The sequence below is a fragment of the Massilia aurea genome (assembly GCF_024753205.1).
Classification (GTDB): Bacteria; Pseudomonadota; Gammaproteobacteria; order Burkholderiales; family Burkholderiaceae_D; genus Telluria; species Telluria aurea.
Genome location: NZ_JANUGZ010000006.1, coordinates 18878 through 39113, shown reverse-complemented (window position 1 = coordinate 39113; position 20236 = coordinate 18878). Strand labels below are relative to the sequence as shown.

At 62.7% G+C, this 20236-nt stretch carries 15 protein-coding genes and 3 tRNA genes; 12 read left to right on the top strand and 6 right to left on the bottom strand.

Features of this window, described 5'->3' with window-relative positions:
• Positions 1-174: 174 nt before the first annotated feature.
• A complete protein-coding gene (locus tag NX775_RS21820; RefSeq protein WP_258837891.1) occupies positions 175-1392 on the top strand; it encodes a YeeE/YedE family protein in 1218 nt (405 codons plus the stop codon).
• A 185-nt stretch (positions 1393-1577) separates the two neighbouring features.
• Here the strand turns inward: NX775_RS21820 and NX775_RS21815 are convergent, their stop codons facing one another.
• The 6 genes from NX775_RS21815 to hpnC form a co-directional block, all read right to left on the bottom strand.
• Positions 1578-2384, bottom strand: coding sequence for a GIN domain-containing protein (locus NX775_RS21815; protein ID WP_258837890.1), 807 nt, complete (start codon positions 2382-2384; stop codon positions 1578-1580).
• Positions 2385-2389: 5 nt separating this feature from the next.
• Entirely contained in the window at positions 2390-3211 is an 822-nt protein-coding gene (locus NX775_RS21810) for a DUF1700 domain-containing protein (RefSeq protein ID WP_258837889.1), read from the bottom strand.
• A 15-nt stretch (positions 3212-3226) separates the two neighbouring features.
• Positions 3227-3376 carry a hypothetical protein gene (locus NX775_RS21805; protein WP_258837888.1) on the bottom strand — a complete coding sequence of 50 codons (150 nt, stop codon included), beginning with the start codon at positions 3374-3376 and terminating at the stop codon, positions 3227-3229.
• Positions 3377-3407: 31 nt separating this feature from the next.
• Positions 3408-4817 (bottom strand): hydroxysqualene dehydroxylase HpnE, encoded by a 1410-nt coding sequence (hpnE, locus tag NX775_RS21800; protein WP_258837887.1) that lies wholly within the window; start codon positions 4815-4817, stop codon positions 3408-3410.
• Positions 4804-5637, bottom strand: a complete 834-nt coding sequence (gene hpnD / locus NX775_RS21795) for a presqualene diphosphate synthase HpnD (protein WP_258837886.1) — start codon at positions 5635-5637, stop codon at positions 4804-4806. Before hpnD ends, hpnE begins: the two co-directional genes overlap by 14 nt.
• 105 nt (positions 5638-5742) lie before the next feature.
• Positions 5743-6552, bottom strand: a complete 810-nt coding sequence (hpnC, locus tag NX775_RS21790; protein ID WP_258837885.1) for a squalene synthase HpnC — start codon at positions 6550-6552, stop codon at positions 5743-5745.
• A 119-nt stretch (positions 6553-6671) separates the two neighbouring features.
• Between hpnC and NX775_RS21785 the strand changes: the two genes are divergently transcribed.
• From NX775_RS21785 to NX775_RS21735, 11 genes are all read left to right on the top strand, one after another.
• On the top strand, positions 6672-7841 hold the full coding sequence (locus NX775_RS21785; RefSeq protein WP_258837884.1) for an efflux RND transporter periplasmic adaptor subunit: 1170 nt from the start codon (positions 6672-6674) through the stop codon (positions 7839-7841).
• The gene (locus NX775_RS21780; protein ID WP_258837883.1) at positions 7838-10936 is read left to right on the top strand and encodes an efflux RND transporter permease subunit; all 3099 of its coding nucleotides are present in this window, start codon (positions 7838-7840) and stop codon (positions 10934-10936) included. The genes NX775_RS21785 and NX775_RS21780 overlap by 4 nt, the downstream gene beginning before the upstream one ends.
• Positions 10937-11094: 158 nt before the next feature.
• A tRNA-Leu gene (locus NX775_RS21775) sits at positions 11095-11181 on the top strand.
• Between the two features lie 31 nt (positions 11182-11212).
• Positions 11213-12553 carry a trigger factor gene (tig, locus tag NX775_RS21770; RefSeq protein ID WP_258837882.1) on the top strand — a complete coding sequence of 447 codons (1341 nt, stop codon included), beginning with the start codon at positions 11213-11215 and terminating at the stop codon, positions 12551-12553.
• 78 nt (positions 12554-12631) lie between these two features.
• Entirely contained in the window at positions 12632-13249 is a 618-nt protein-coding gene (gene clpP, locus NX775_RS21765; protein ID WP_307732379.1) for an ATP-dependent Clp endopeptidase proteolytic subunit ClpP, read from the top strand.
• A gap of 182 nt (positions 13250-13431) precedes the next feature.
• Complete coding sequence (gene clpX, locus NX775_RS21760; RefSeq protein WP_183552143.1) at positions 13432-14700, top strand: ATP-dependent Clp protease ATP-binding subunit ClpX; 1269 nt, start codon at positions 13432-13434, stop codon at positions 14698-14700.
• 268 nt (positions 14701-14968) lie between these two features.
• Positions 14969-17383 (top strand): endopeptidase La, encoded by a 2415-nt coding sequence (gene lon, locus NX775_RS21755; protein WP_258837881.1) that lies wholly within the window; start codon positions 14969-14971, stop codon positions 17381-17383.
• A 206-nt stretch (positions 17384-17589) separates the two neighbouring features.
• Positions 17590-17862 carry an HU family DNA-binding protein gene (locus NX775_RS21750; RefSeq protein ID WP_183553666.1) on the top strand — a complete coding sequence of 91 codons (273 nt, stop codon included), beginning with the start codon at positions 17590-17592 and terminating at the stop codon, positions 17860-17862.
• Between the two features lie 81 nt (positions 17863-17943).
• Positions 17944-18020 (top strand) — tRNA-Asp (locus tag NX775_RS21745).
• A gap of 25 nt (positions 18021-18045) precedes the next feature.
• Positions 18046-18122, top strand: a tRNA-Asp gene (locus tag NX775_RS21740).
• A gap of 119 nt (positions 18123-18241) precedes the next feature.
• Complete coding sequence (locus tag NX775_RS21735) at positions 18242-20161, top strand: SurA N-terminal domain-containing protein (protein ID WP_258837880.1); 1920 nt, start codon at positions 18242-18244, stop codon at positions 20159-20161.
• The last annotated feature ends 75 nt before the right edge of the window (positions 20162-20236 follow it).

The window sequence follows — 20236 nt, the reverse complement described above, 5'->3', positions numbered from 1 at the left end:
TTAGTCCTGGTTGCATGATGCGCCGTGCAGGTTCGCAGCAGCTGGCACATTGTAAGCGCTGGCGTGCTGGCCTGCTGTTTGCGGTGTCTGCGACGCGCAAACTGGCGGGTTGCCTGCAATGATTGTCAAAAGCGACGACAATACCGGCCTACTTTCATTTGCACGGTCCCTGTCATGTCCAATTCTTCCACTCTGTCGATGGCGCCCCGCGTCGACCTCAATGTGCGCCCGCTTGGCGTGGCGTTGTTCCTGCTCGTGCTTGGCGCGTGGTATCTCGCGCAGGCGGTAAGCGGTCGCCAGTCGGCGCTATACATCGTCGGCGCGCTGCTCGGCGTGGCGCTGTACCACGCGGCATTCGGCTTCACGTCGGCCTGGCGCGTGTTCATCGCCGACGGCCGCGGCGCCGGCCTGCGCGCGCAGATGGTCATGCTGGCCGTCGGCGTGGCACTGTTCTTCCCGGCGCTGGCCGCCGGCACGCTGTTCGGCACCCCGGTCACGGGCCTGGTGCAGCCGGCCGGCACGTCGGTGATCTTCGGCGCGTTCATTTTCGGCATCGGCATGCAGCTGGGCGGCGGTTGCGCCTCCGGCACCCTGTACACGGTCGGTGGCGGCAGCACGCGCATGATCGTCACGCTGCTGTTCTTCATCGTCGGCTCATTGATCGGCACAGCGCACATGCCGTTCTGGACCTCGATGCCGCAACTGGCCCCGCTGTCGGCCGTCAAGGAACTGGGCCTGGCGCCGGCGCTGGCACTGAACTGGGGCATCTTCGCGCTGATCGCGTTCATCACGATCGTCGTCGAAAAGCGCCGCCACGGTAAGCTGGTGCCGGCCCACGTGCAGCCGCCGCATCGCTCGCCTTGGCTGCATGGCCCGTGGCCGCTGCTGGCCGGCGCGCTCGCGCTGGTGGTGCTCAACTTCGCGACGCTGGCGCTGTCAGGTCGTCCGTGGGGCGTGACGTCGGCGTTCGCACTGTGGGGCGCGAAAGCGGCCGCTGTGATGGGCATCGACACGGCCAGCTGGGCGTACTGGTCCACGAAAGCCAATGCCGCCGCACTGGCCTCGCCAATCTCGCAGGACGTGACGTCGGTGATGGACATCGGTATCGTGCTGGGCGCGATGCTGGCAGCGGCGCTGGCCGGCCGCTACGCGCCAGTCTGGCGCCTGCCAATGCGCTCGCTGATCGCCGCCATCGTCGGCGGCCTGCTGCTGGGCTACGGCGCCCGCCTGGCCTACGGCTGCAATATCGGCGCGTATTTCAGCGGCATCCTGTCGGGCAGCCTGCACGGCTGGCTATGGCTGGTCGTCGCCTTCATCGGCAACGTCGTCGGCACCCGCCTGCGCCCCTTCTTCGGCCTCGAAGTCGAGCGCATGAAACCCACCGCCTGCTAAGCAAAAAGTAGGGTCAGTGTCGATTTATTAGCCAATTGATTAACTGAAGTTGTCAAACAATTCGACTCTGACCCTAATTATCCAAAAGACAATTGCCCAACAATTGGGGTCAGAGTCGAATTATTGAGCAACTGATTTACTGAAGTTGTCAAACAATTCGACACTGACCCTATTTGTATGGGGGGTTATTCTTCGTAGGTGACGCTGCCGCTGCCTGTGCGGCTGGTGCTGCGTTCGGCGGGGTTGCCGTAGACTTCGACGTCGCCGCTGCCGCTCAGGGTGATGCGGATGGTGTCGCGGGCCTGGACGACGCTGTCGCCGGAGCCGGTCTGGCTCAGCGTGACTTCGCTGGCGCGCAGGTGTTCGGCGTCGAGGCGGCCCGAGCCTGTTGTGTCGGCTTCCAGCGCGCGGGTGGTACCTGAGACCGTGATGCTGCCGGAGCCCATCAGGCGGGTTTCGACGCGGTCCATGGCGGCGCCGCCATTCACGTCGAGGTCGCCGCTGCCCGTCAGGCCGACCGTGGCGTCGCGGTAGCGGCCATTGAAGCGCACGCTGCCGGAGCCGTTGAGCTGGACGGCGATGGCGTCGCCCGAAAAGCCGTTGATCGTGCTGTCTCCGCTGCCTTCGATCGTTACCGATGTCAGTACCGGCAGCACCAGTTCGACCACCAGCGGCTCGCGGTGGCGCAGCACCATGCCGCGGATGCCGATGCGCAGGATCTTGCCGTCGCCCGTGACCTCGACGTTGCCCAGCATGCGCTGCTCGCCGCTCACCCGGAGCATCGGCGTGGCGCCATAGCGCAGGTTCAGGTCGATGGGGCCGTCGAGTTCGACGATCTCGACGCCGGCCGGCACCGGGCGCGTATCCTGCGCGACGGCGCGGCCTTCGGCGGCGCTGACCGTGCCGCTGGCCTTGAGCATGCTGTAGCTGAGCGCCACGAGCACGGCTGCCAGCAGCAGCAGGCTGAAACCCACTTTCATCAATGAGCGCATGACGGCTATCCCTTCAACAACGACATGTTCATGTTCACGTAGCGGCGGATGCCGGCGATCGTGTATTTGCTGAACACCAGCGACAGCAGGAACAGCGCGATGCCGCCGAGGATCAGCCCGCACCCGAGCACTACCTGCGTCGTGCGCGAATCGGGATCGAGGTCGGTCGTGATCTGGATGCGGCGTTCGGCCACGGCTTCGGCGCCGCGCAGCACGCGCGAACGCTGATGCCGATTCTCGCTGTCGGTGGCCGATCCGCCATCGCCGGCTTCCGGTCGCAGATCCGGGCGCAGCATCGGCTCTTCATACACCTGGATCCCACGCTCGCCGATCGACACCCGGGTCTGCGTTTCGCTCGCGCCGTCGTCGTTCGTCATCTCCAGACGGCTCAGCGGGGCACTCAGCACCAGCTCGTTCGAGCCAGCCAGGCCGCTGGCGGTCACCGCAATCCCCGACACATAGACGCCAAACGCCGACATGTACAGCGCCATCAGCAACGACGCAAACACCGCGGCCGGAATCAGCATGAACAGGTTGAACACCAGCAGGCCAAAGCCCGACACGACGGTGCGCGCCACGGAGCTCGCCGGGGACGCCGGCTTGTGCGCCAGCTGCGCGAAATGGGCGTTGGTGCGCAGCGTCAGCGCGACGTCGCGCGGGTCACCGAGTTCCTTGGCCACATCCTGTTCGGATCGTCCGACTGCTGCGCCATCGACGAAGCGCTGCTCGTACCACGCGAGCGTCTTGGCCTGCACGTCGGGCGGCAGCCCCATCAACGCGCGCTTGAGCGCGTCGAGGTAGTCGAGCTTGGAGAAAAAGTACGCCATACGATACGCGCCGGCCTAGTGATGACCGAGGACCGGCATCGCACCGATCGCGCTGGCGGTGCCGTGCGCGGCGCCGCCGATCAGTTCCGGCATGACGAGTACGAGCGTGCTGGCCGCCACGAGAAGCAGCAGGGCGACCGTTCGCAGTCCGAGTCGGGGTGTCATGGTGGTGTCCATCAGGCGTGTTTCGATGGTGTTACTGTACGGCGCTGACCGACGATGCACCATCACCGTGCGACAGGCTGCGCTTTTCGCGGGGCAGGGCGCCGTAGGCGAGGATGGCCGTCGCTGCCGCCTGGCCGCTGCGCACCGCCGTCTCCAGCGTCGCCGGGTAGTCGCTGGCCGTGTAGTCACCGGCCAGCACCACGCCCGGGAGTGGCGTGACGTTGGCTGGCCGGACCAGGCCGGGCGCGCAGGTAAATGTGGCCCGTTTTTCCGTGATCAGCTGGGTCCAGACCGGCGTGGCCAGTTCGGGCCGGCCAAAGTCGTGCGCCAGTTGCGCCGCGATGGCGCCCGCGAGCGCCTCGCGCGGCAGCGCTGCAGCCTCGGCGGCGGCGCTGACCACGACGGCAAACACGCCATCCTGGCCAGGATCAAGCTGGGCACGGTCGAACACGAACTGGCCCCAGCGGCCCGCCTGCGGATCGTCCAGCAGCGCGTAAAACGGCAGCTCCAGGCGCGTGCCCGCTGCATATTGCAGATAGCAGGTCGCGATCGGCTCGTACGTGAAACCATCGAGTTGCGCGCTCAGTGCGGCGCAGTCGGCAAACGGCGCCAGCAGCGTGGCGCTGGTGGTCGCCGGCGTGGCCAGCACCACGGCATCAACCTGCTCGTCGCCGGCGCCCGTCGTCAGGCACCAGCCAGCGCTATCCACGTTGCGCGCGATCGCGGCAACCTTGACGCCAGCGCGCACCGCATGGCCTTCACGCGCCAGCCAGGCACCGGCAGGCTCCGGAAACAGCGCGCCCATCGCCACGCGCGGCAGCAGCATGTCCGAGGCCGCGCGCCGGCTGGCGCCCAGGCTGTCGCGCAGCACGGCCAAAAACACATTGGCCGACGCGCGCTCGGGCGGCGTATTGAGCGCCGCGATGCACAGCGGGCGCCACATCAGTGTGGTGAGTCGCTCGGTCTGGTCGAAGCGTTCGAGCAGTTCGGCCACCGTGCAATCGACGTCCAGCGCCCAGCCCATCCAGCGCCCCGCGCTGTTGAAGCGGGCCAGCGCGAGCTTGTCGGCGCGGGCCAGGCCCTTCGCGCGCAGCAGCGCGAACGCCAGATGCAGCGGCGCTGGCAGGCGCGGTGCGACGAAATCCATGCCGGCGCCACCGGGCGGATAGCGCATTTGCACCGGCAGGCGCAGCAGCGCCGCATCGGGATTGACGCCCACCTGGCGCAGCATGCGCAGCGATTCGGCGTACGCACCCAGCAGGATGTGCTGGCCGTTGTCCAGCGCCAGGCCGCGTACGTCGACGCCGCGGGCGCGCCCACCAAGGGTGCGCGCCGCTTCGAACAGGATGACGTCCGCGCCCTTGCGCGCCAGCGTCACTGCTGCCGCGCAGCCGGCCCAGCCCGCGCCGACGACTGCAACGCGCAGCCTAGGTGCGGACATACGTCTTCCACGCCAGCCACAGCTTGCGTAGCGGCGTGAGCGAGATGCGCTGGTTCAGCACATGGTAGCCGTCGCGCTGGATTTCATCGAGCAGCGTGCGGTAGATCGACGCCATCATGAGGCCCGGACGCTGGGCGCGCCGGTCTTCCTTTGGCAGCAGGGCCAGCGCTTCGTCATAGATGGCTTGCGCGCGCTTGGCCTGGAACGCCATCAGTGCTTCGAATTTCTCGCTGTGCTGGAGCTTGAGCAGGTCGTTTGCCGTCACGCCGAACTGCTGAAGTTCGTTCACCGGCAGATAGATACGGCCCTTGCGCGCGTCGTCACCCACATCGCGGATGATGTTCGTCAGCTGGAACGCGAGGCCCAGTTTTTCGGCATATGCCAGCGTTTGCGGATTGGTGTAGCCGAAAATGCTGGCCGACAGGATGCCCACGACGCCCGCCACGTGCCAGCAATAGCGCTGCAGGCCCGGGTAATCGAGGTAGCGGCTCTGGTCGAGGTCCATCTCCATGCCGTTGACGATCGCCTGCAGGTGTTGCTCTTCCAGCTTGTAGACGGCGATATGGGGCTGCAGCGCCAGCATCACCGGGTGCGTCGGGGTGCCCGCATACATTTTCGAGACCTCGGTGCGCCACCACGCCAGCTTGATGCGGGCGACCGAACCGTCGGTGGCTTCGTCGACCGTGTCGTCCACCTCGCGGCAAAAGGCATACAACGCCGTGATCGCGCGCCGGCGTTCGGGCGGCAAAAACAGGAAGCTGTAGTAGAAACTGGAGCCGCTTTGAACGGTCTTTTGCTGGCAGTATTCGTCTGGAGACATGAAAATCGTCGTGGAGTGCTGGTTGGGCGGCTGCGGCACGGCTGTGCCGTCAGGCGAGCATTCTAGCAGGGTAGACAGCGCTGCCGGCGATGTGCGCCGTGACTTTTACATGCGCAGCGCGCCCCAGCCGACGGCGACCCAGTCCGCGGTGCCCAAGGTCGGGCGGCGCCGGTACACGTCGTAACCTGCGCGCTCGATCCGGTCGAGGATGCGCAGGCCACCCTGGACGATCATGCGCAGCTCCCAGCCGATGCGGCCCGGCAGCCGCCTGGCCAGTGGCGCACCCGACAGCATCAGCGCGCGGGCGCGCTCGACCTCGAAGCGCATCAGGGCCTGGAACGGCGCATCCACGATGCCCGCCTTCAGGGCCGTTTCGCTGACTTTGAAGCGCGCGAGGTCTTCCAGCGGCAGGTAGATCCGGCCCTTGGTCAGGTCGATTGCGACATCCTGAATGAAATTGATCAGTTGCAGCGCGCTGCAAATGGCATCAGAGTCGCGCAGATTGACCGCGTCATCGGCCTCGTACAGGGCCAGCATCAGGCGCCCGACCGGATTCGCCGAGCGGCGGCAATAGTCGAGCAGGCTCGCGTATTCCTGGTAGCGCGGCGTCACGACATCCTGCCGGAACGCCGACAGCAGGTCGCGCATGGGCTCGACCGACAGCCGGTACTGCGCCACGACATGGGCCAGCCGCGCGAACATCGGCTCATCGGGAACGCTGCCAGCCTCGATGCGGTCCAACTGCTGGTCATAGGCTTGCAGCGCCGCCAGCCGTTCACCGGGCGCGGCGTCGCCTTCGTCGGCCAGGTCGTCGGCACTGCGCGCAAAGGCGTAGATTGCCTCGACCGCCGGCACCAGGCGGCGTGGCATCAGAATCGACGCAACAGGAAAGTTCTCGTAGTGATCAACAGCCATGTTTAGAGGGAAGACGCTAAAGTCGTCACATTGTCTATTTGCATGATTATAATTGCTGAATTACAAACTGGCGCCAACGCAGCACTCCACGCGCCGCCAGCTTCGGCTTGAGACGCCGCATGCCCAGTCAAAGGATCACCACCGTGTTTGTCCGATTTTCTTCCCCAACCTTGCGGGCGGCCGTGCTCGCCTTCTGCGCTGCCGGCGCCCTGGCCGCGTGCTCCAAGCCGGCGCCGCCGGTCGAAGATATCCGTCCGGTGCGGGTGATCCAGCTGGTGGCGGATGCGGGCGCCGAGCGGTCGCAGTTTTCAGGCGACGTGCGGCCGCGTTACGAGTCGCAGCTGGGCTTTCGGGTCGGCGGCAAGATCATCGAACGCAAGGTGGACGTGGGCGCGACCGTCAAGCGCGGCACGGTGCTGATGCGGCTCGACCCGCAAGACATCCGGCTGGCCGAAACCCAGGCGCGCGCCACGCTGCGCGCCGCCGAAACCGAGCGCGAACTGGCTGCCGCTGACTACCAGCGGCACGTCAATCTGCGCTCCCAGAATTTCGTCAGCCAGGCCGTGCTCGACGCGAAGCAAAGCGCGCTCAAGGCCGCCCAGGCCAATGTCGATGCGGCGCAGGCTGGCTTGCGCGGCCAGTCGAACCAGGCCGATTACACGACCCTCGTCGCCGACGTCGATGGCGTCGTCACGGCCATTGATGCCGAAGTGGGGCAGGTCGTCCAGGCTGGCACGCCGGTGGTGCGCGTGGCCCGCACTGCAGAAAAGGAAGTCGTGATCGGCATCCCCGAAAACAAGGTGGACGGATTGCGCCAGTCGGCCGACGTGGTCGTGCGCCTGTGGGCCGATGCAGAGCAGACCATCCCGGGCAAGATCCGCGAAATTGCACCGATGGCCGACGCCGCGACCCGCACCTATACCGTGAAAGTTGCGCTACCCGCCCGCGCCGATGCGCGCCTGGGGATGAGCGCGACGGTGGAGCTGGCCACGGGCGCGGCGACCACCGGCGGCCTGCGCGTGCCGTTGAGCGCGCTGGTCAACAACAAGGGCGCGAGCAGCGTCTGGGTCGTCGACAACGGCGCCGTCAAGCTCGTGCCGGTGCAGGTGGCCGGCCAGGTCGACAACGACGTGCTGGTCTCCGGCGCCGTGCGCGCCGGACAGAACGTGGTCACGGCCGGCGTGAACCTGCTCAAGCCTGGCCAGAAGGTGCGCATCCTTACCGCCGATGTCGCGCGCCGGGCGGACGCTGAAGCGGCCATGACGGCCAACGGCGGGGCCGCACGATGAAGGGCTTCAACCTGTCGCGCTGGGCGCTGGAGCACATCCCGCTCACGCGCTTTTTGATCGCTGCCTGCCTGCTGTTCGGCATCCTGAGCTACTTCGAACTGGGCCAGGACGAAGACCCGCCATTCACCTTCCGCGCGATGGTCGTGCGCGCCGTGTGGCCGGGCGCCACGGCGCTGCAGATGGCCGAGCAGGTCACCGACCCACTCGAGCGCAAGCTGCAGGAGACACCGTACGTCAACACGATCCGCAGCTTTTCCAAGCCGGGCGAAACCACGATCCTGATCGAGCTGCGTGAATCGACGCCGCCCAAGGAAACGACGGCCGCCTGGTATCAGGTGCGCAAGAAAATCGGCGACATCACTGCCACGCTGCCGCAGGGCGTGATCGGCCCGTTCTTCAATGACGAATTCGGCGACACCTACGGGTCGATCTTCGCGTTGTCGGGCGATGGCTTCACCTATGGCGAAATGCGCGACTACGCCGACTTCGTGCGCCAGCAGCTGCTGCGCGTGCCGCTGGTGGCCAAGGTCGAGCAGTTCGGCGTGGAGAACGAAAAAGTGTATATCGAGTTCTCCAGCAAGAAATTCGCCCAGCTCGGGGTGCCGTTCGAGCAGATCGTGAACCAGATCGCCACGCAGAACGCGGTCGAGGCCAGCGGCGTGCTGGTCACGCCCACGGACAATCTGTCGGTGCGCGTGACGGGCGCGCTCGGCACGCTCGACCAGATCGAGGCGCTGCAGCTGCGCGCCGGCGGCACCACGTTCCGCCTCGGCGACTTTGCCACCGTCAAGCGCGGCTACCAGGATCCGCCGGCCGACAAGATGCGCTTCAACGGCAAGGAAGTCATCGGCCTGGGCGTGTCGATGGAAAAGGGCGGCAATATCATCACGATGGGCAAGGGGCTGGCCGAGACGGTGGCCCGCATCCGCGCGCAACTGCCGGTCGGGATCGAGCTCGAGCGGGTGGCCGACCAGCCGCAGGCCGTCAAGGAATCGGTCGGTGAATTCGTCAAGGTGCTGATCGAGGCGGTCGTGATCGTGCTGGTCGTGTCGTTCCTGGCCTTGGGCCTTCACACCAAGCCCAAGTGGCGCATCGATATCTACCCGGGCCTGGTGGTGGCGCTGTCGATCCCGCTGGTGCTGGCCATCACGTTCCTGGCCATGCGCATGCTCGATATCTCGCTGCACAAGATTTCGCTGGGCGCGCTGATCATCGCGCTGGGTCTGCTGGTGGACGACGCCATCATCGCCGTCGAAATGATGGTGCGCAAAATGGAAGAGGGCCTGTCGCGCTTTGAGGCCGCCACCTTTGCCTACACGTCGACGGCAATGCCGATGCTGACCGGGACCCTGATCACGGCGGCAGGCTTCCTGCCGATTGGCCTGGCCGAATCGGCCGCCGGCGAGTACACGTTCACGATGTTCTCGGTCAATGGGCTGGCGCTGCTGATTTCGTGGGTGGTGGCGGTGATGTTCACGCCCTACATCGGCTTCATGCTGCTCAAGGTCAAGCCGCACGCCCATGGCGAGAGTGGCCACGACGTGTTCGACTCGCCGGCCTACCGGCGCTTCCGGCGCATCGTGACCTGGTGCGTCGAGTGGCGCAAGACCACCATCGCGCTGACGCTCGCCGTGTTCGCGCTGGGTATCTTCGGCTTCAAATTCATCGAGAAGCAGTTCTTCCCGGATTCGAGCCGACCCGAATTGATGGTCGAACTGTGGTCGCCCGAGGGCACGAGCTTTGCCGCCAACGAGGCGACCGTCAAGCGCTTCGAAGCGTTTCTGGCGCAGCAGCAGGGTGTGCGCAGTGTGACGAGCTATGTCGGCACCGGCAGCCCGCGCTTCTATCTGCCGCTGGACCAGATCTTCCCGCAGTCGAACGTCTCGCAGGTGGTCGTGCTGCCTGTCGATACCAAGGCGCGCGACGCGCTGCGCCTGAAGATCGTCGACATCTTCAAGCATGATTTTCCCGAAGTGCGCGGCCGCGTCAGGCTGCTGGCCAATGGCCCGCCGGTGCCGTACCCGGTGCAGTTCCAGGTATTGGGGCCGGACATCGGCGTCGTGCGCGGGATCGCCGACCAGGTCAGGGCGACGCTGCTGGCCAATCCGAACACGCTGGGCGTGAACGACAACTGGAACGAATCGATCAAGGTGCTGCGTCTTGACCTGGATCAGGACAAGCTGCGCGCGCTGGGTGTGACGTCGCAGGCCGTGCGGCGCGCGGTCAACACGACGCTCACCGGTACGGCGGTCGGGCAGTTGCGCGAATCGAACCGCCTGATCGACATGGTCGTGCGCCAGCCACTGGAAGAGCGCTCGACCATCACGCGCCTGTCCGAAACGCTGGTACCGACCACCGGCGGGCAGGCAGTGACGATTGGCCAGGTGGCACGCGTGCGCTTCGTCTGGGAGCCGGGCGTCGTCTGGCGTGAGGGCCGCGAGTGGGCCATCATGGTTCAGGCCGACGTGGTCGACGGTATCCAGGGGCCGACCGTGACGGCGCAAGTCGACAAGCAATTGACCGAGCTGCGCGCGAAGCTGCCGGCCGGCTATCGCCTGACAATCGAAGGCGCCGCCGCCGACAGCTCGGAAGCCGAGGCGTCCATCGCAGCCAATGTCCCGCTGGTGCTGTTCATCGTGTTTGCGCTGCTGATGCTGCAATTGCACAGCTTCTCGCGCTCGCTGCTCGTGTTTTTGACCGGCCCGCTGGGCGTGGCGGGCGCTGCGATGGCGCTGCTGATCCTCGACCGGCCGTTCGGCTTTGTCGCGAATCTGGGCGTGATTGCGCTGTTCGGCATGATCATCCGCAACTCGGTGATCCTGGTCGACCAGATCGAGCAGGACATTGCCACCGGCAGCCATCCGTGGGATGCGATCATCGAAGCGGCCGTGCGCCGCTGCCGGCCGATCCTGCTGACGGCCGCTGCGGCGGCGCTGGCGATGATCCCGTTGTCGCGCTCGACGTTCTGGGGCCCGATGGCGGTGGCCATCATGGGCGGCCTGATGGTGGCAACGGCATTGACGCTGTTATTCCTGCCGGCCTTGTATGCAGCGTGGTTCCGCGTCAAAAAGCCGGCAGGGGCGGGCGGCAAATGAATGCACGTACCCCCGCACTGGAAAAAATGATGCCCAATAGTGTCAGAAATTCCAGTAAAATAATCGATTGAAGTTGTAGCCCCTAAACAATGGAGTGCAGGGCGGCCGGGATCTACTGTCGGGCGCCCTTTGTTTTTGAGGCGATATTGCAATCCTGAGCGAGGATGGCGAAATTGGTAGACGCACCAGGTTTAGGTCCTGACGCCAGCAATGGTGTGGGGGTTCGAGTCCCCCTCCTCGCACCACGAATAATTATTTTTTTGGACGATTTTTACAATGGCAACTGCAGTCGAAACCCTGGGTAAACTCGAACGTCGCTTGACGATCTCTTTTCCGGTCGCTGACGTCCGCACTGAAGTCGAGAAGCGCCTGAAACAGCAGGCCAAGACCGCCAAGGCGCCTGGCTTCCGTCCGGGCAAAGTGCCGCTCAAGATGGTCGCTGCCCAGTACGGCTACCAGATCGAATCGGACGTGCTCAACGACAAAGTTGGCCGCGCATTCAACGAAGCCGCTGTCGCCAACGAACTGCGCGTTGCCGGTTTCCCGAAAATCGAGCCAAAAGACGACGCCCCTGAAGGCGTCCTCGAATTCAACGCCACCTTCGAAGTCTATCCGGAAGTTGTCATTGGCGACCTGGCAGCCGTTGAAGTCGAAACCGTCGTGACCGAAGTCTCCGACACCGAAATCGACAAGACCATCGACATCCTGCGCAAGCAGCGTGTGCACTACCACACCAAGGGCGAGCAGGGCGAACACGGTACCGGCGGCGAGCCAGTCGCAGCCGAGGGTGACCGCGTCACCGTCGACTTCGTCGGCACGCTGGACGGCGTCGAATTCGACGGCGGCAAGGCTGAAGATTACGCGTTCGTGCTGGGCGAAGGCCGCATGCTGCCTGAGTTCGAAGCCGCAACGATCGGCCTGAAAGTCGGCGAAGCCAAGACCTTCCCACTGGCGTTCCCAGAGGACTACCATGGCAAGGATGTGGCCGGCAAGACCGCCGAGTTCACCATCACGCTCAAAGCACTCGAGTGGGCGCACATGCCTGCCGTCGACACCGAATTCGCCCAGTCGCTGGGAATCGAAGATGGCTCGATCGAGAAAATGCGCGAAGACATCAAGGTGAACCTGGAGCGCGAAGTGCGCGCCCGCGTCAAGGCCCGCAACAAGGAAGCCGTGATGGATGCACTGGTCAAGGCTACCGAGCTGGACGTGCCGACCGTGATGGTCGAGCAGGATTCGGAGCGTCTGGCCGAAATGACCCGCCAGGACATGGCACAGCGCGGCATGGACGTCGCCAAGCTGCCGTTCCCGTCCGAGATGTTCAAGGACAAGGCCGAGCGCCGCGTGCGCCTGGGTCTGATCCTGTCGCAACTGGTTGCTGACAACGATCTGCAAGCCACGCAAGACCAGGTGAAAGCCCAGATCGAAGATTTCTCGCAGAGCTACGAAGACCCGAAAGAAGTCCTGAAGTACTACTTCAGCGATCGCCGTCGTCTGGGTGAAGTCGAAGCCCTTGTATTGGAAGAAAACGTCGTCAACTACGTACTTGGCAAGGCCAAGGTCTCGAACAAGACCGTCGCTTTCGATGAACTGATGGGCAGCGTCCCACAGGCTTAAGAAAAGCAGGCCGGCCCCTCGAGGCCGGCTTTTTTCAATGGCCCATTTGACCAACCCCTAACAAGGAACGAGACAGGTATGATGCACAATCCAGCACTGGATACACAGGCACTCGGCTTGGTGCCGATGGTCGTCGAGCAAAGTGGTCGCGGCGAACGCGCCTACGACATTTACTCGCGCCTCTTGAAAGAACGCGTGATTTTCCTGGTCGGTCCCGTCAACGACCAGATGGCCAACCTGATCGTCGCCCAGATGCTGTTCCTGGAAAGCGAAAATCCTGACAAGGATATCTCGCTCTACATCAACTCGCCGGGTGGCTCGGTCTCGGCCGGCCTCGCGATCCTCGACACGATGAACTTCATCAAGCCCGACGTTTCGACGCTGTGCACGGGTCTGGCGGCCTCGATGGGCGCCTTCCTGCTGGCAGCCGGCGCCAAGGGCAAGCGTTTCTCGCTGCCGAACTCGCGCGTCATGATTCACCAGCCATCGGGCGGTTCACAGGGCATGGCCTCGGATATCGAAATCCAGGCCAAGGAAATCCTGTACCTGCGCGAGCGCCTGGCCCGTATCATGTCCGATAACACCGGCCAGAGCATCGAACAGATCCACCGTGACACCGACCGTGACCGTTTCATGTCGGCCGAAGAGTCGGTCGAATATGGGCTGATCGACAAGGTCCTCACGCACCGCGGTTAAGAAATTGCCCGAGCATCCAGCGTGATGTTGGAAAAAAACGCCCGGACGCGAACACGTTCGGGCGTTTGTTTTTTATTTCGGGTAGCATGTTCGCATGCGCGCCAGTTGCGCCCTTGGATTCGCCCTTGTTGCGTTTCCGGTTAAGCGTTATATTCATAGCAATTCAATAGAGTCCTGCCCCCATGTCAGAGAAAAAATCCTCCAGCGGCGAAAAACTGTTGTACTGCTCGTTCTGTGGAAAGAGCCAGCACGAAGTCAAGAAGCTGATCGCAGGACCGTCAGTGTTCATCTGCGATGAATGCATCGACTTGTGCAACGACATCATCCGCGATGAAACTTCGAACGTTGAAACGGTCACGGGCGCCAAGTCCGACCTGCCGACGCCCCTTGAAATCACCGAACTGCTTGACCAATATGTGATCGGTCAGCAAACGGCCAAGCGCATCCTGTCGGTGGCGGTGTACAACCACTACAAGCGCCTCAAGCACCTGGGCAAGAAAGACGAAGTCGAACTGGCCAAGAGCAACATCCTGCTGGTCGGTCCGACCGGCTCCGGCAAGACGCTGCTGGCCCAGACGCTCGCACGCATGCTGAACGTGCCGTTCGTGATCGCCGATGCGACCACGCTGACCGAAGCCGGCTACGTTGGCGAAGACGTCGAGAACATCATCCAGAAGCTGCTGCAGAGCTGCAACTATGAAGTTGAAAAGGCGCAGCGCGGCATCGTCTACATCGATGAGATCGACAAGATTTCGCGCAAGTCCGACAACCCGTCGATCACGCGCGACGTGTCGGGCGAGGGCGTGCAGCAGGCGCTGCTCAAGCTGATCGAAGGCACGATGGCCTCGGTGCCGCCGCAGGGCGGGCGCAAGCACCCGAACCAGGACTTCGTCCAGATTGACACGACCAACATCATGTTCATCTGCGGCGGTGCGTTCGACGGCCTGGCCAAGGTGATCCAGAACCGTTCGGTCAAGAGCGGCATTGGTTTTGGCGCCACGGTCAAGAGTCTCGATTCCGGCTACAACGCCGAGATCCTGCTCGAAGCCGAACCCGAAGACCTGATCAAGTTCGGTCTGATCCCCGAGCTGGTCGGCCGTCTGCCGGTGGTGGCTGCCTTGTCCGAGCTTACCGAAGAAGCGCTGATCCAGATTCTGATCGAGCCGAAGAATGCGCTCATCAAGCAATATTCGAAATTGCTGGAAATGGAAGGCGCCGAGCTGGAGATTCGTCCGGCAGCGCTGCATGCGATTGCAAAGAAAGCACTGGCCCGTAAAACCGGCGCACGTGGCTTGCGTTCGATTCTCGAACATGCGCTGCTTGATGTAATGTATGAATTGCCAGGCCAGTCGAATGTTGTGAAAGTCGTGATCGATGAAAATACGATCACGAACGGCGCGAAACCTTTGCTGATTTACAGCGAAACGGCAAAAGCTTCGGGAGAAAACTGAAAAAATCCGGGCGCAAGCGACAAATTGCTTGCCGCACGGATTCAACTCGGTACAATCAATCTCAATAAGAGATCCCGGCTTCATTCGAAAAGCCACTCGCGGTACGCCGTGCGGTGGCTTTTTCATTTTCCGAGAGTCTTTTATTGGAACGGCTATATGCTCTGACAAGTATGTTTTCTTTTACTTACAGAATATATTTTTGCCGGACGGTCTTGTGTTTTGGCTGTCCAGTGCCCAAGTTCAGAACACGCTTTTTATAAGGTATGCCATGACAACTTCGAAATTAACCGAGCAAACGACGCTGCCACTTCTGCCGTTGCGCGATGTGGTTGTGTTCCCGCATATGGTGATACCTCTGTTCGTTGGCCGCCCTAAATCGATCAAGGCTCTGGAAGCCGCGATGGAGCAGGGCAAAAGCATCATGCTGGCCGCCCAGAAGGCTGCCGCCAAGGACGAACCGTCCGCCGCAGACATCTACGAGATCGGCTGCGTCGCCAATATTCTGCAGATGCTGAAACTGCCCGACGGTACCGTCAAGGTCCTGGTCGAGGGTTCGCAGCGCGCGCGCATCGATACGATCAATGACGGCGCCACGCACTTCACGGCGCAACTGACGCCGGTTGAATCGGAAATCGGCGACGACTCCGAAGTCGAGGCCATGCGCCGCGCGATCGTGCAGCAGTTCGACCAGTACGTCAAACTCAACAAAAAGATTCCACCAGAAATCCTGGCCTCGCTCGCCGGCATCGATGACGCAGGCCGCCTGGCCGATACCGTCGCTGCGCACCTGCCGCTCAAGCTCGAGCAAAAGCAAGTGATCCTGGAAATCTTCAACGTCGCCAAGCGCCTCGAGCACCTGCTCGGCCAGCTAGAAGGCGAGCTGGACATCCTGCAGGTCGAGAAGCGTATCCGTGGCCGCGTCAAGCGCCAGATGGAAAAGTCGCAGCGCGAGTACTACCTGAACGAGCAGGTCAAGGCGATTCAGAAAGAGCTGGGCGAGGGCGAAGAGGGTGCCGACATCGAGGAACTCGAAAAGAAAGTCGTCGCCGCCAAGATGCCGAAAGAAGCCATGGAAAAAGCCCAGGCCGAAATTCGCAAGCTCAAGCTGATGTCGCCGATGTCGGCCGAAGCCACCGTCGTGCGCAACTACATCGATACGCTGGTGTCCCTGCCATGGCGCAAGAAGTCGAAGGTCGCGATCGATCTGGCCAGCGCTGAAGCCGTCCTTGAACAGGATCACTATGGCCTGGACAAGATCAAGGAACGCATCCTGGAATACCTCGCAGTGCAACAGCGCGTCGACAAGCTGAAAGCGCCGATCCTGTGCTTCGTCGGTCCTCCAGGCGTCGGCAAGACGTCGCTTGGCCAGTCCATCGCCCGCGCAACGAACCGCAAGTTCGTGCGCATGGCCCTGGGTGGCGTGCGTGATGAAGCCGAGATCCGTGGTCACCGCCGCACGTATATCGGCTCGATGCCGGGCAAGGTGCTGCAATCGCTGGCGAAAGTCGGCGTGCGCAACCCGCTGTTCCTGCTCGACGAGATCGACAAGATGGGCGCCGATTTCCGTGGCGATCCGTCGTCGGCCCTGCTCGAGGTGCTGGACCCGGAACAGAACCACACGTTCTCGGACCATTACCTGGAAGTGGACTTCGACCTGTCGGACGTGATGTTCGTGGCGACCTCGAACTCGTACAACATTCCGCCAGCGCTACTGGACCGTATGGAAGTCATTCGTCTGTCGGGTTATACCGAAGACGAAAAGACCAGTATCGCGCTGCGCTACCTGTTGCCGAAGCAGTTGAAGAACAACGGCCTGAAGGAAGAGGAAATCAAGGTCGAAGAGACCGCGATCCGCGACATCATCCGTTACTACACCCGCGAAGCCGGCGTACGTTCGCTCGAGCGCGAAGTGTCGAAAATCTGCCGCAAGGTCGTCAAGATGCTGCTGCTGAAAAAGCCGGGCACCGGTGTCGACAAGCGCGTCATCGTCAACGGCAAGAACCTGGACAAGTTCCTGGGCGTGCGCCGCTATGACTTCGGCGTGGCCGAGAAAGACAATCAGGTCGGCCAGGTGGTCGGTCTGGCGTGGACCGAAGTCGGTGGCGATCTGCTGACGATCGAAGCCGTCAACGTGCCGGGCAAGGGCGCCATCATCCGCACCGGTACGCTGGGCGACGTGATGAAGGAATCGATCGAGGCTGCCCGCACGGTGGTGCGTAGCCGCGCCGCACGTCTCGGTATCAAGAACGAGGCGTTCGAGAAAGCCGACATCCACATCCACGTGCCGGAAGGCGCGACGCCGAAGGATGGTCCGTCGGCCGGTATCGGCATGACAACGGCGCTGGTCTCGGCCTTCACCGGCATCCCGGTGCGCGCCGATGTGGCGATGACTGGCGAGATCACGCTGCGCGGTGAAGTCCTGCCGATCGGTGGCCTGAAAGAAAAGCTGCTGGCGGCGCATCGCGGTGGCATCAAGACGGTGTTGATCCCGGAGCAGAACGTGAAGGACCTGGCCGAAATTCCGGACAACGTCAAGAACAAGCTCGAGATCGTGCCGGTGCGCTGGATCGAGAAAGTGCTGGAGATCGCACTGGAGCGTCAGCCGCAGCCGTTGGTGGAAGATCCTGCGGTGGCCGTCGCGCCAGCGCCGGTGGAAGCCAAGCCTGAAGTGGTCAAGCACTAAATCGTATCGAGCTTCTTGCAGTTTCCTGAAACAGGCGCCCGTGTGGCGCCTGTTTTTTTGGGCTGTCGCCATGGCGCGTCTTATGCCACAGATGAACCTGCATTGACGCGGCCTCGCTTGACAGCGCCATGTTGCCCTTGTTTAATACGGCCTGCACTTTTGCAGCAGCGGCGCGTGTGCGTCATGAACGGGAAACGAGGGAACGAGTGAACAAGGCAGAACTGATCGAAGAAATCGCGAAGTCCGCGGACATTACCAAGGCATCGGCAGCGCGTGCCCTCGACGCCGTCATCGACGCCGTGACCGAGACCCTGAAAAAGAATGACAGCGTTACCCTGGTTGGCTTTGGCACGTTCACGGTCGGCGAGCGCGCCGCACGCACTGGCCGCGATCCGCGCACCAAGGAGCCCATTAAAATCAAGGCCGCACGCGTCCCGAAATTTAAGGCTGGTAAAGCGCTGAAAGATGCTGTAAACTAATGCCTTCTTCGCGGTGACAAGCGAAGGAAAGCAACAGGGGTTGTTGTGTAGTCCCTGATGTTCGTTGGTGTGTTTTTTGCTGGAGCGGTAGTTCAGTTGGTTAGAATACCGGCCTGTCACGCCGGGGGTCGCGGGTTCGAGTCCCGTCCGCTCCGCCACAAAAAACGCACAGACACCATGTCTGGAGCGGTAGTTCAGTTGGTTAGAATACCGGCCTGTCACGCCGGGGGTCGCGGGTTCGAGTCCCGTCCGCTCCGCCAGAATTGCGTAAAATAGGGGTGGCTCGCAGAGCCGCCTCATGATGAGAAGAGGCGAACGCGAGTTCGCCTTTTTTTTTAACTTGTGCTGTTATTGCATTCTCAACCTTGAATGGCTGACCATGTTTGAATTTATTCGGAACAACAAGCGTTGGATGTACGGGATCCTGCTTCTTTTGATCGTCCCATCGTTCGTGTTTGTCGGTTTGGAGAGTTACCAGAGCAACGATGCCGGCACCCACGTCGCCACCGTTGGCGGCGAAAAGATTTCGCGTCAGGAATGGGAAGATGCGCAGCGTCGCCAGATCGACCAGGCACGCCAGATGATGGGCGCACAGTTCGACCAGAAGATGTTCGAGACGGCCGAAGCGAAGAAAACGATTCTCAACAATCTGGTCGGCGAACGCGCCATCAGCACCGAGATCGCCCGCTCGCACATGAACGTCAGCGATGCAACGCTGCAAAAGACCATCATGGAGATCCAGCAGTTCCGCCAGCCGGACGGTGGCTTCGACATGGAAGGCTACAAGGCCGCCCTGGCAGCGCAAGGCATGACGCCGGCGATGTTCGACCAGCGCCTGCGCCGCGATCTCACCGTGCAGCAACTGACCGGTTCGATCCAGGCCACGGCATTCGCACCACGCAGCGTCGCAACGCGCCTGTCGAACATCAACGATCAGGAGCGTGAGGTGCAGGAGATCGTGTTCCCGATCGCGACCTATCTGCCACAGGTCAAGGTTACCGATGCGATGGTCAAGGCGTACTACGACAAGAACGCAACGCTGTTCCAGATTCCGGAGCAGGTTAAGGCCGAATACGTCGTCTTTAACGCTGCCACCGTCGAAAATCAGGTGCAGGTGTCGGACGCCGAAATCAGCGACTTCTATAACAAGAACCTCAAGAACTACACGACGCCCGAGCAGCGCAGCGCCAGCCATATCCTGATCACGGTGGCCAAGGATGCAAAGCCAGCCGACCAGGCTGCGGCCAAGACGAAAGCGGAAGCCGTGCTGGCGCAAGTGCGCGCGGCGCCGGCCAATTTCGCCGCGATTGCCAAGGCCAATTCGCAAGACCCGGGTTCGGCCCAGGCTGGCGGCGATCTGGGCGTGGTCGAGAAGGGCTTGTTCGTCAAGTCGGTCGAAGATTCGATCTATGCGTTGAAAGAGGGCGAAACGAGCGGCCTGGTGCAGTCGGAATTCGGCTGGCACATCATCAAGCTGAACTCGATCAAGCCGGCGACGCAAAAGTCGCTCGACACAGCGCGTGAACAGATTGCAGGCGACCTCAAGAAGCAAAAAATGGCCTCCAAGTACACCGAGCTGGCTGGCGTGTTCACCGAGACCGCGTATGACCAGTCCGACAGCCTGAAGCCGGTGGCCGACAAGCTCAAGCTGCAGATTCAGACCGTCGACAACCTCACTCGTACGCCGAATCCGGCGCTGGGCGATGCACCGTTCAACAACGCCAAGTTCCTGACTGCGCTGTTTGGTAACGACGCGCTGAAGAACAAGCGCAATACCGAAGCAGTGGAAGTCGCGCCAAGCGTACTGGTGGCAGGTCGCGTGGTTGAACTGCGTCCGGCAGCCAAGCGTCCGCTGGCCGAGGTCGAGGCGCAGATTCGTCAGCGCGTAACGATCGAAGAAGCGGTGCGCCTGGCACGCCAGGCCGGCGAAGCCAAGCTGGCGGCAGCCAAAGCAGCGGGCGACGCAACCGGTTTCGGCGCACCAGTGGTGGTTTCGCGCACCACGAAGCCGACGATCAACCAGCCCGGTGCCATTGCCGTGCTCAAGGCTGATGCGACCAAGCTGCCGGCGTATGTCGGTGTCGATGTGCCGGGCCAGGGTTACGCGGTCTACCGCATCAACAAGGTCTCGCAGCCGGCGCAACCCGATGCGGCGCGCCGCAAGCAGGAAGCCGACCAGATCGGCAACATGATGGGCCAGCAGCAGATGGTCGATTATGTCGAAGCGCTGAAGGTCAAGGCAAAGGCCAAGGTGACGGCTACGCCGTCGCAGCTGGGCACGAATACCGACGCGCAGTAAGTCGTCGCCCCTTCGCTCCTGATTGAAAAAGCCCGGCCGCGCAAGCAGCCGGGCTTTTTGCGATGTGCTTAACCG

Excerpts from the sequence above, each read along its gene's own strand:
- NX775_RS21805 (WP_258837888.1), bottom strand. The coding sequence starts at position 3,376 with ATGACACCCCGACTCGGACTGCGAACGGTCGCCCTGCTGCTTCTCGTG.
- NX775_RS21820 (WP_258837891.1), top strand. The coding sequence starts at position 175 with ATGTCCAATTCTTCCACTCTGTCGATGGCGCCCCGCGTCGACCTCAAT.
- hpnD (WP_258837886.1), bottom strand. The coding sequence starts at position 5,637 with ATGTCTCCAGACGAATACTGCCAGCAAAAGACCGTTCAAAGCGGCTCC.
- tig (WP_258837882.1), top strand. The coding sequence starts at position 11,213 with ATGGCAACTGCAGTCGAAACCCTGGGTAAACTCGAACGTCGCTTGACG.
- NX775_RS21735 (WP_258837880.1), top strand. The coding sequence starts at position 18,242 with ATGTTTGAATTTATTCGGAACAACAAGCGTTGGATGTACGGGATCCTG.
- clpX (WP_183552143.1), top strand. The coding sequence starts at position 13,432 with ATGTCAGAGAAAAAATCCTCCAGCGGCGAAAAACTGTTGTACTGCTCG.
- hpnC (WP_258837885.1), bottom strand. The coding sequence starts at position 6,552 with ATGGCTGTTGATCACTACGAGAACTTTCCTGTTGCGTCGATTCTGATG.
- NX775_RS21815 (WP_258837890.1), bottom strand. The coding sequence starts at position 2,384 with ATGCGCTCATTGATGAAAGTGGGTTTCAGCCTGCTGCTGCTGGCAGCC.
- lon (WP_258837881.1), top strand. The coding sequence starts at position 14,969 with ATGACAACTTCGAAATTAACCGAGCAAACGACGCTGCCACTTCTGCCG.
- NX775_RS21780 (WP_258837883.1), top strand. The coding sequence starts at position 7,838 with ATGAAGGGCTTCAACCTGTCGCGCTGGGCGCTGGAGCACATCCCGCTC.
- clpP (WP_307732379.1), top strand. The coding sequence starts at position 12,632 with ATGATGCACAATCCAGCACTGGATACACAGGCACTCGGCTTGGTGCCG.
- hpnE (WP_258837887.1), bottom strand. The coding sequence starts at position 4,817 with ATGTCCGCACCTAGGCTGCGCGTTGCAGTCGTCGGCGCGGGCTGGGCC.
- NX775_RS21810 (WP_258837889.1), bottom strand. The coding sequence starts at position 3,211 with ATGGCGTACTTTTTCTCCAAGCTCGACTACCTCGACGCGCTCAAGCGC.
- NX775_RS21785 (WP_258837884.1), top strand. The coding sequence starts at position 6,672 with ATGCCCAGTCAAAGGATCACCACCGTGTTTGTCCGATTTTCTTCCCCA.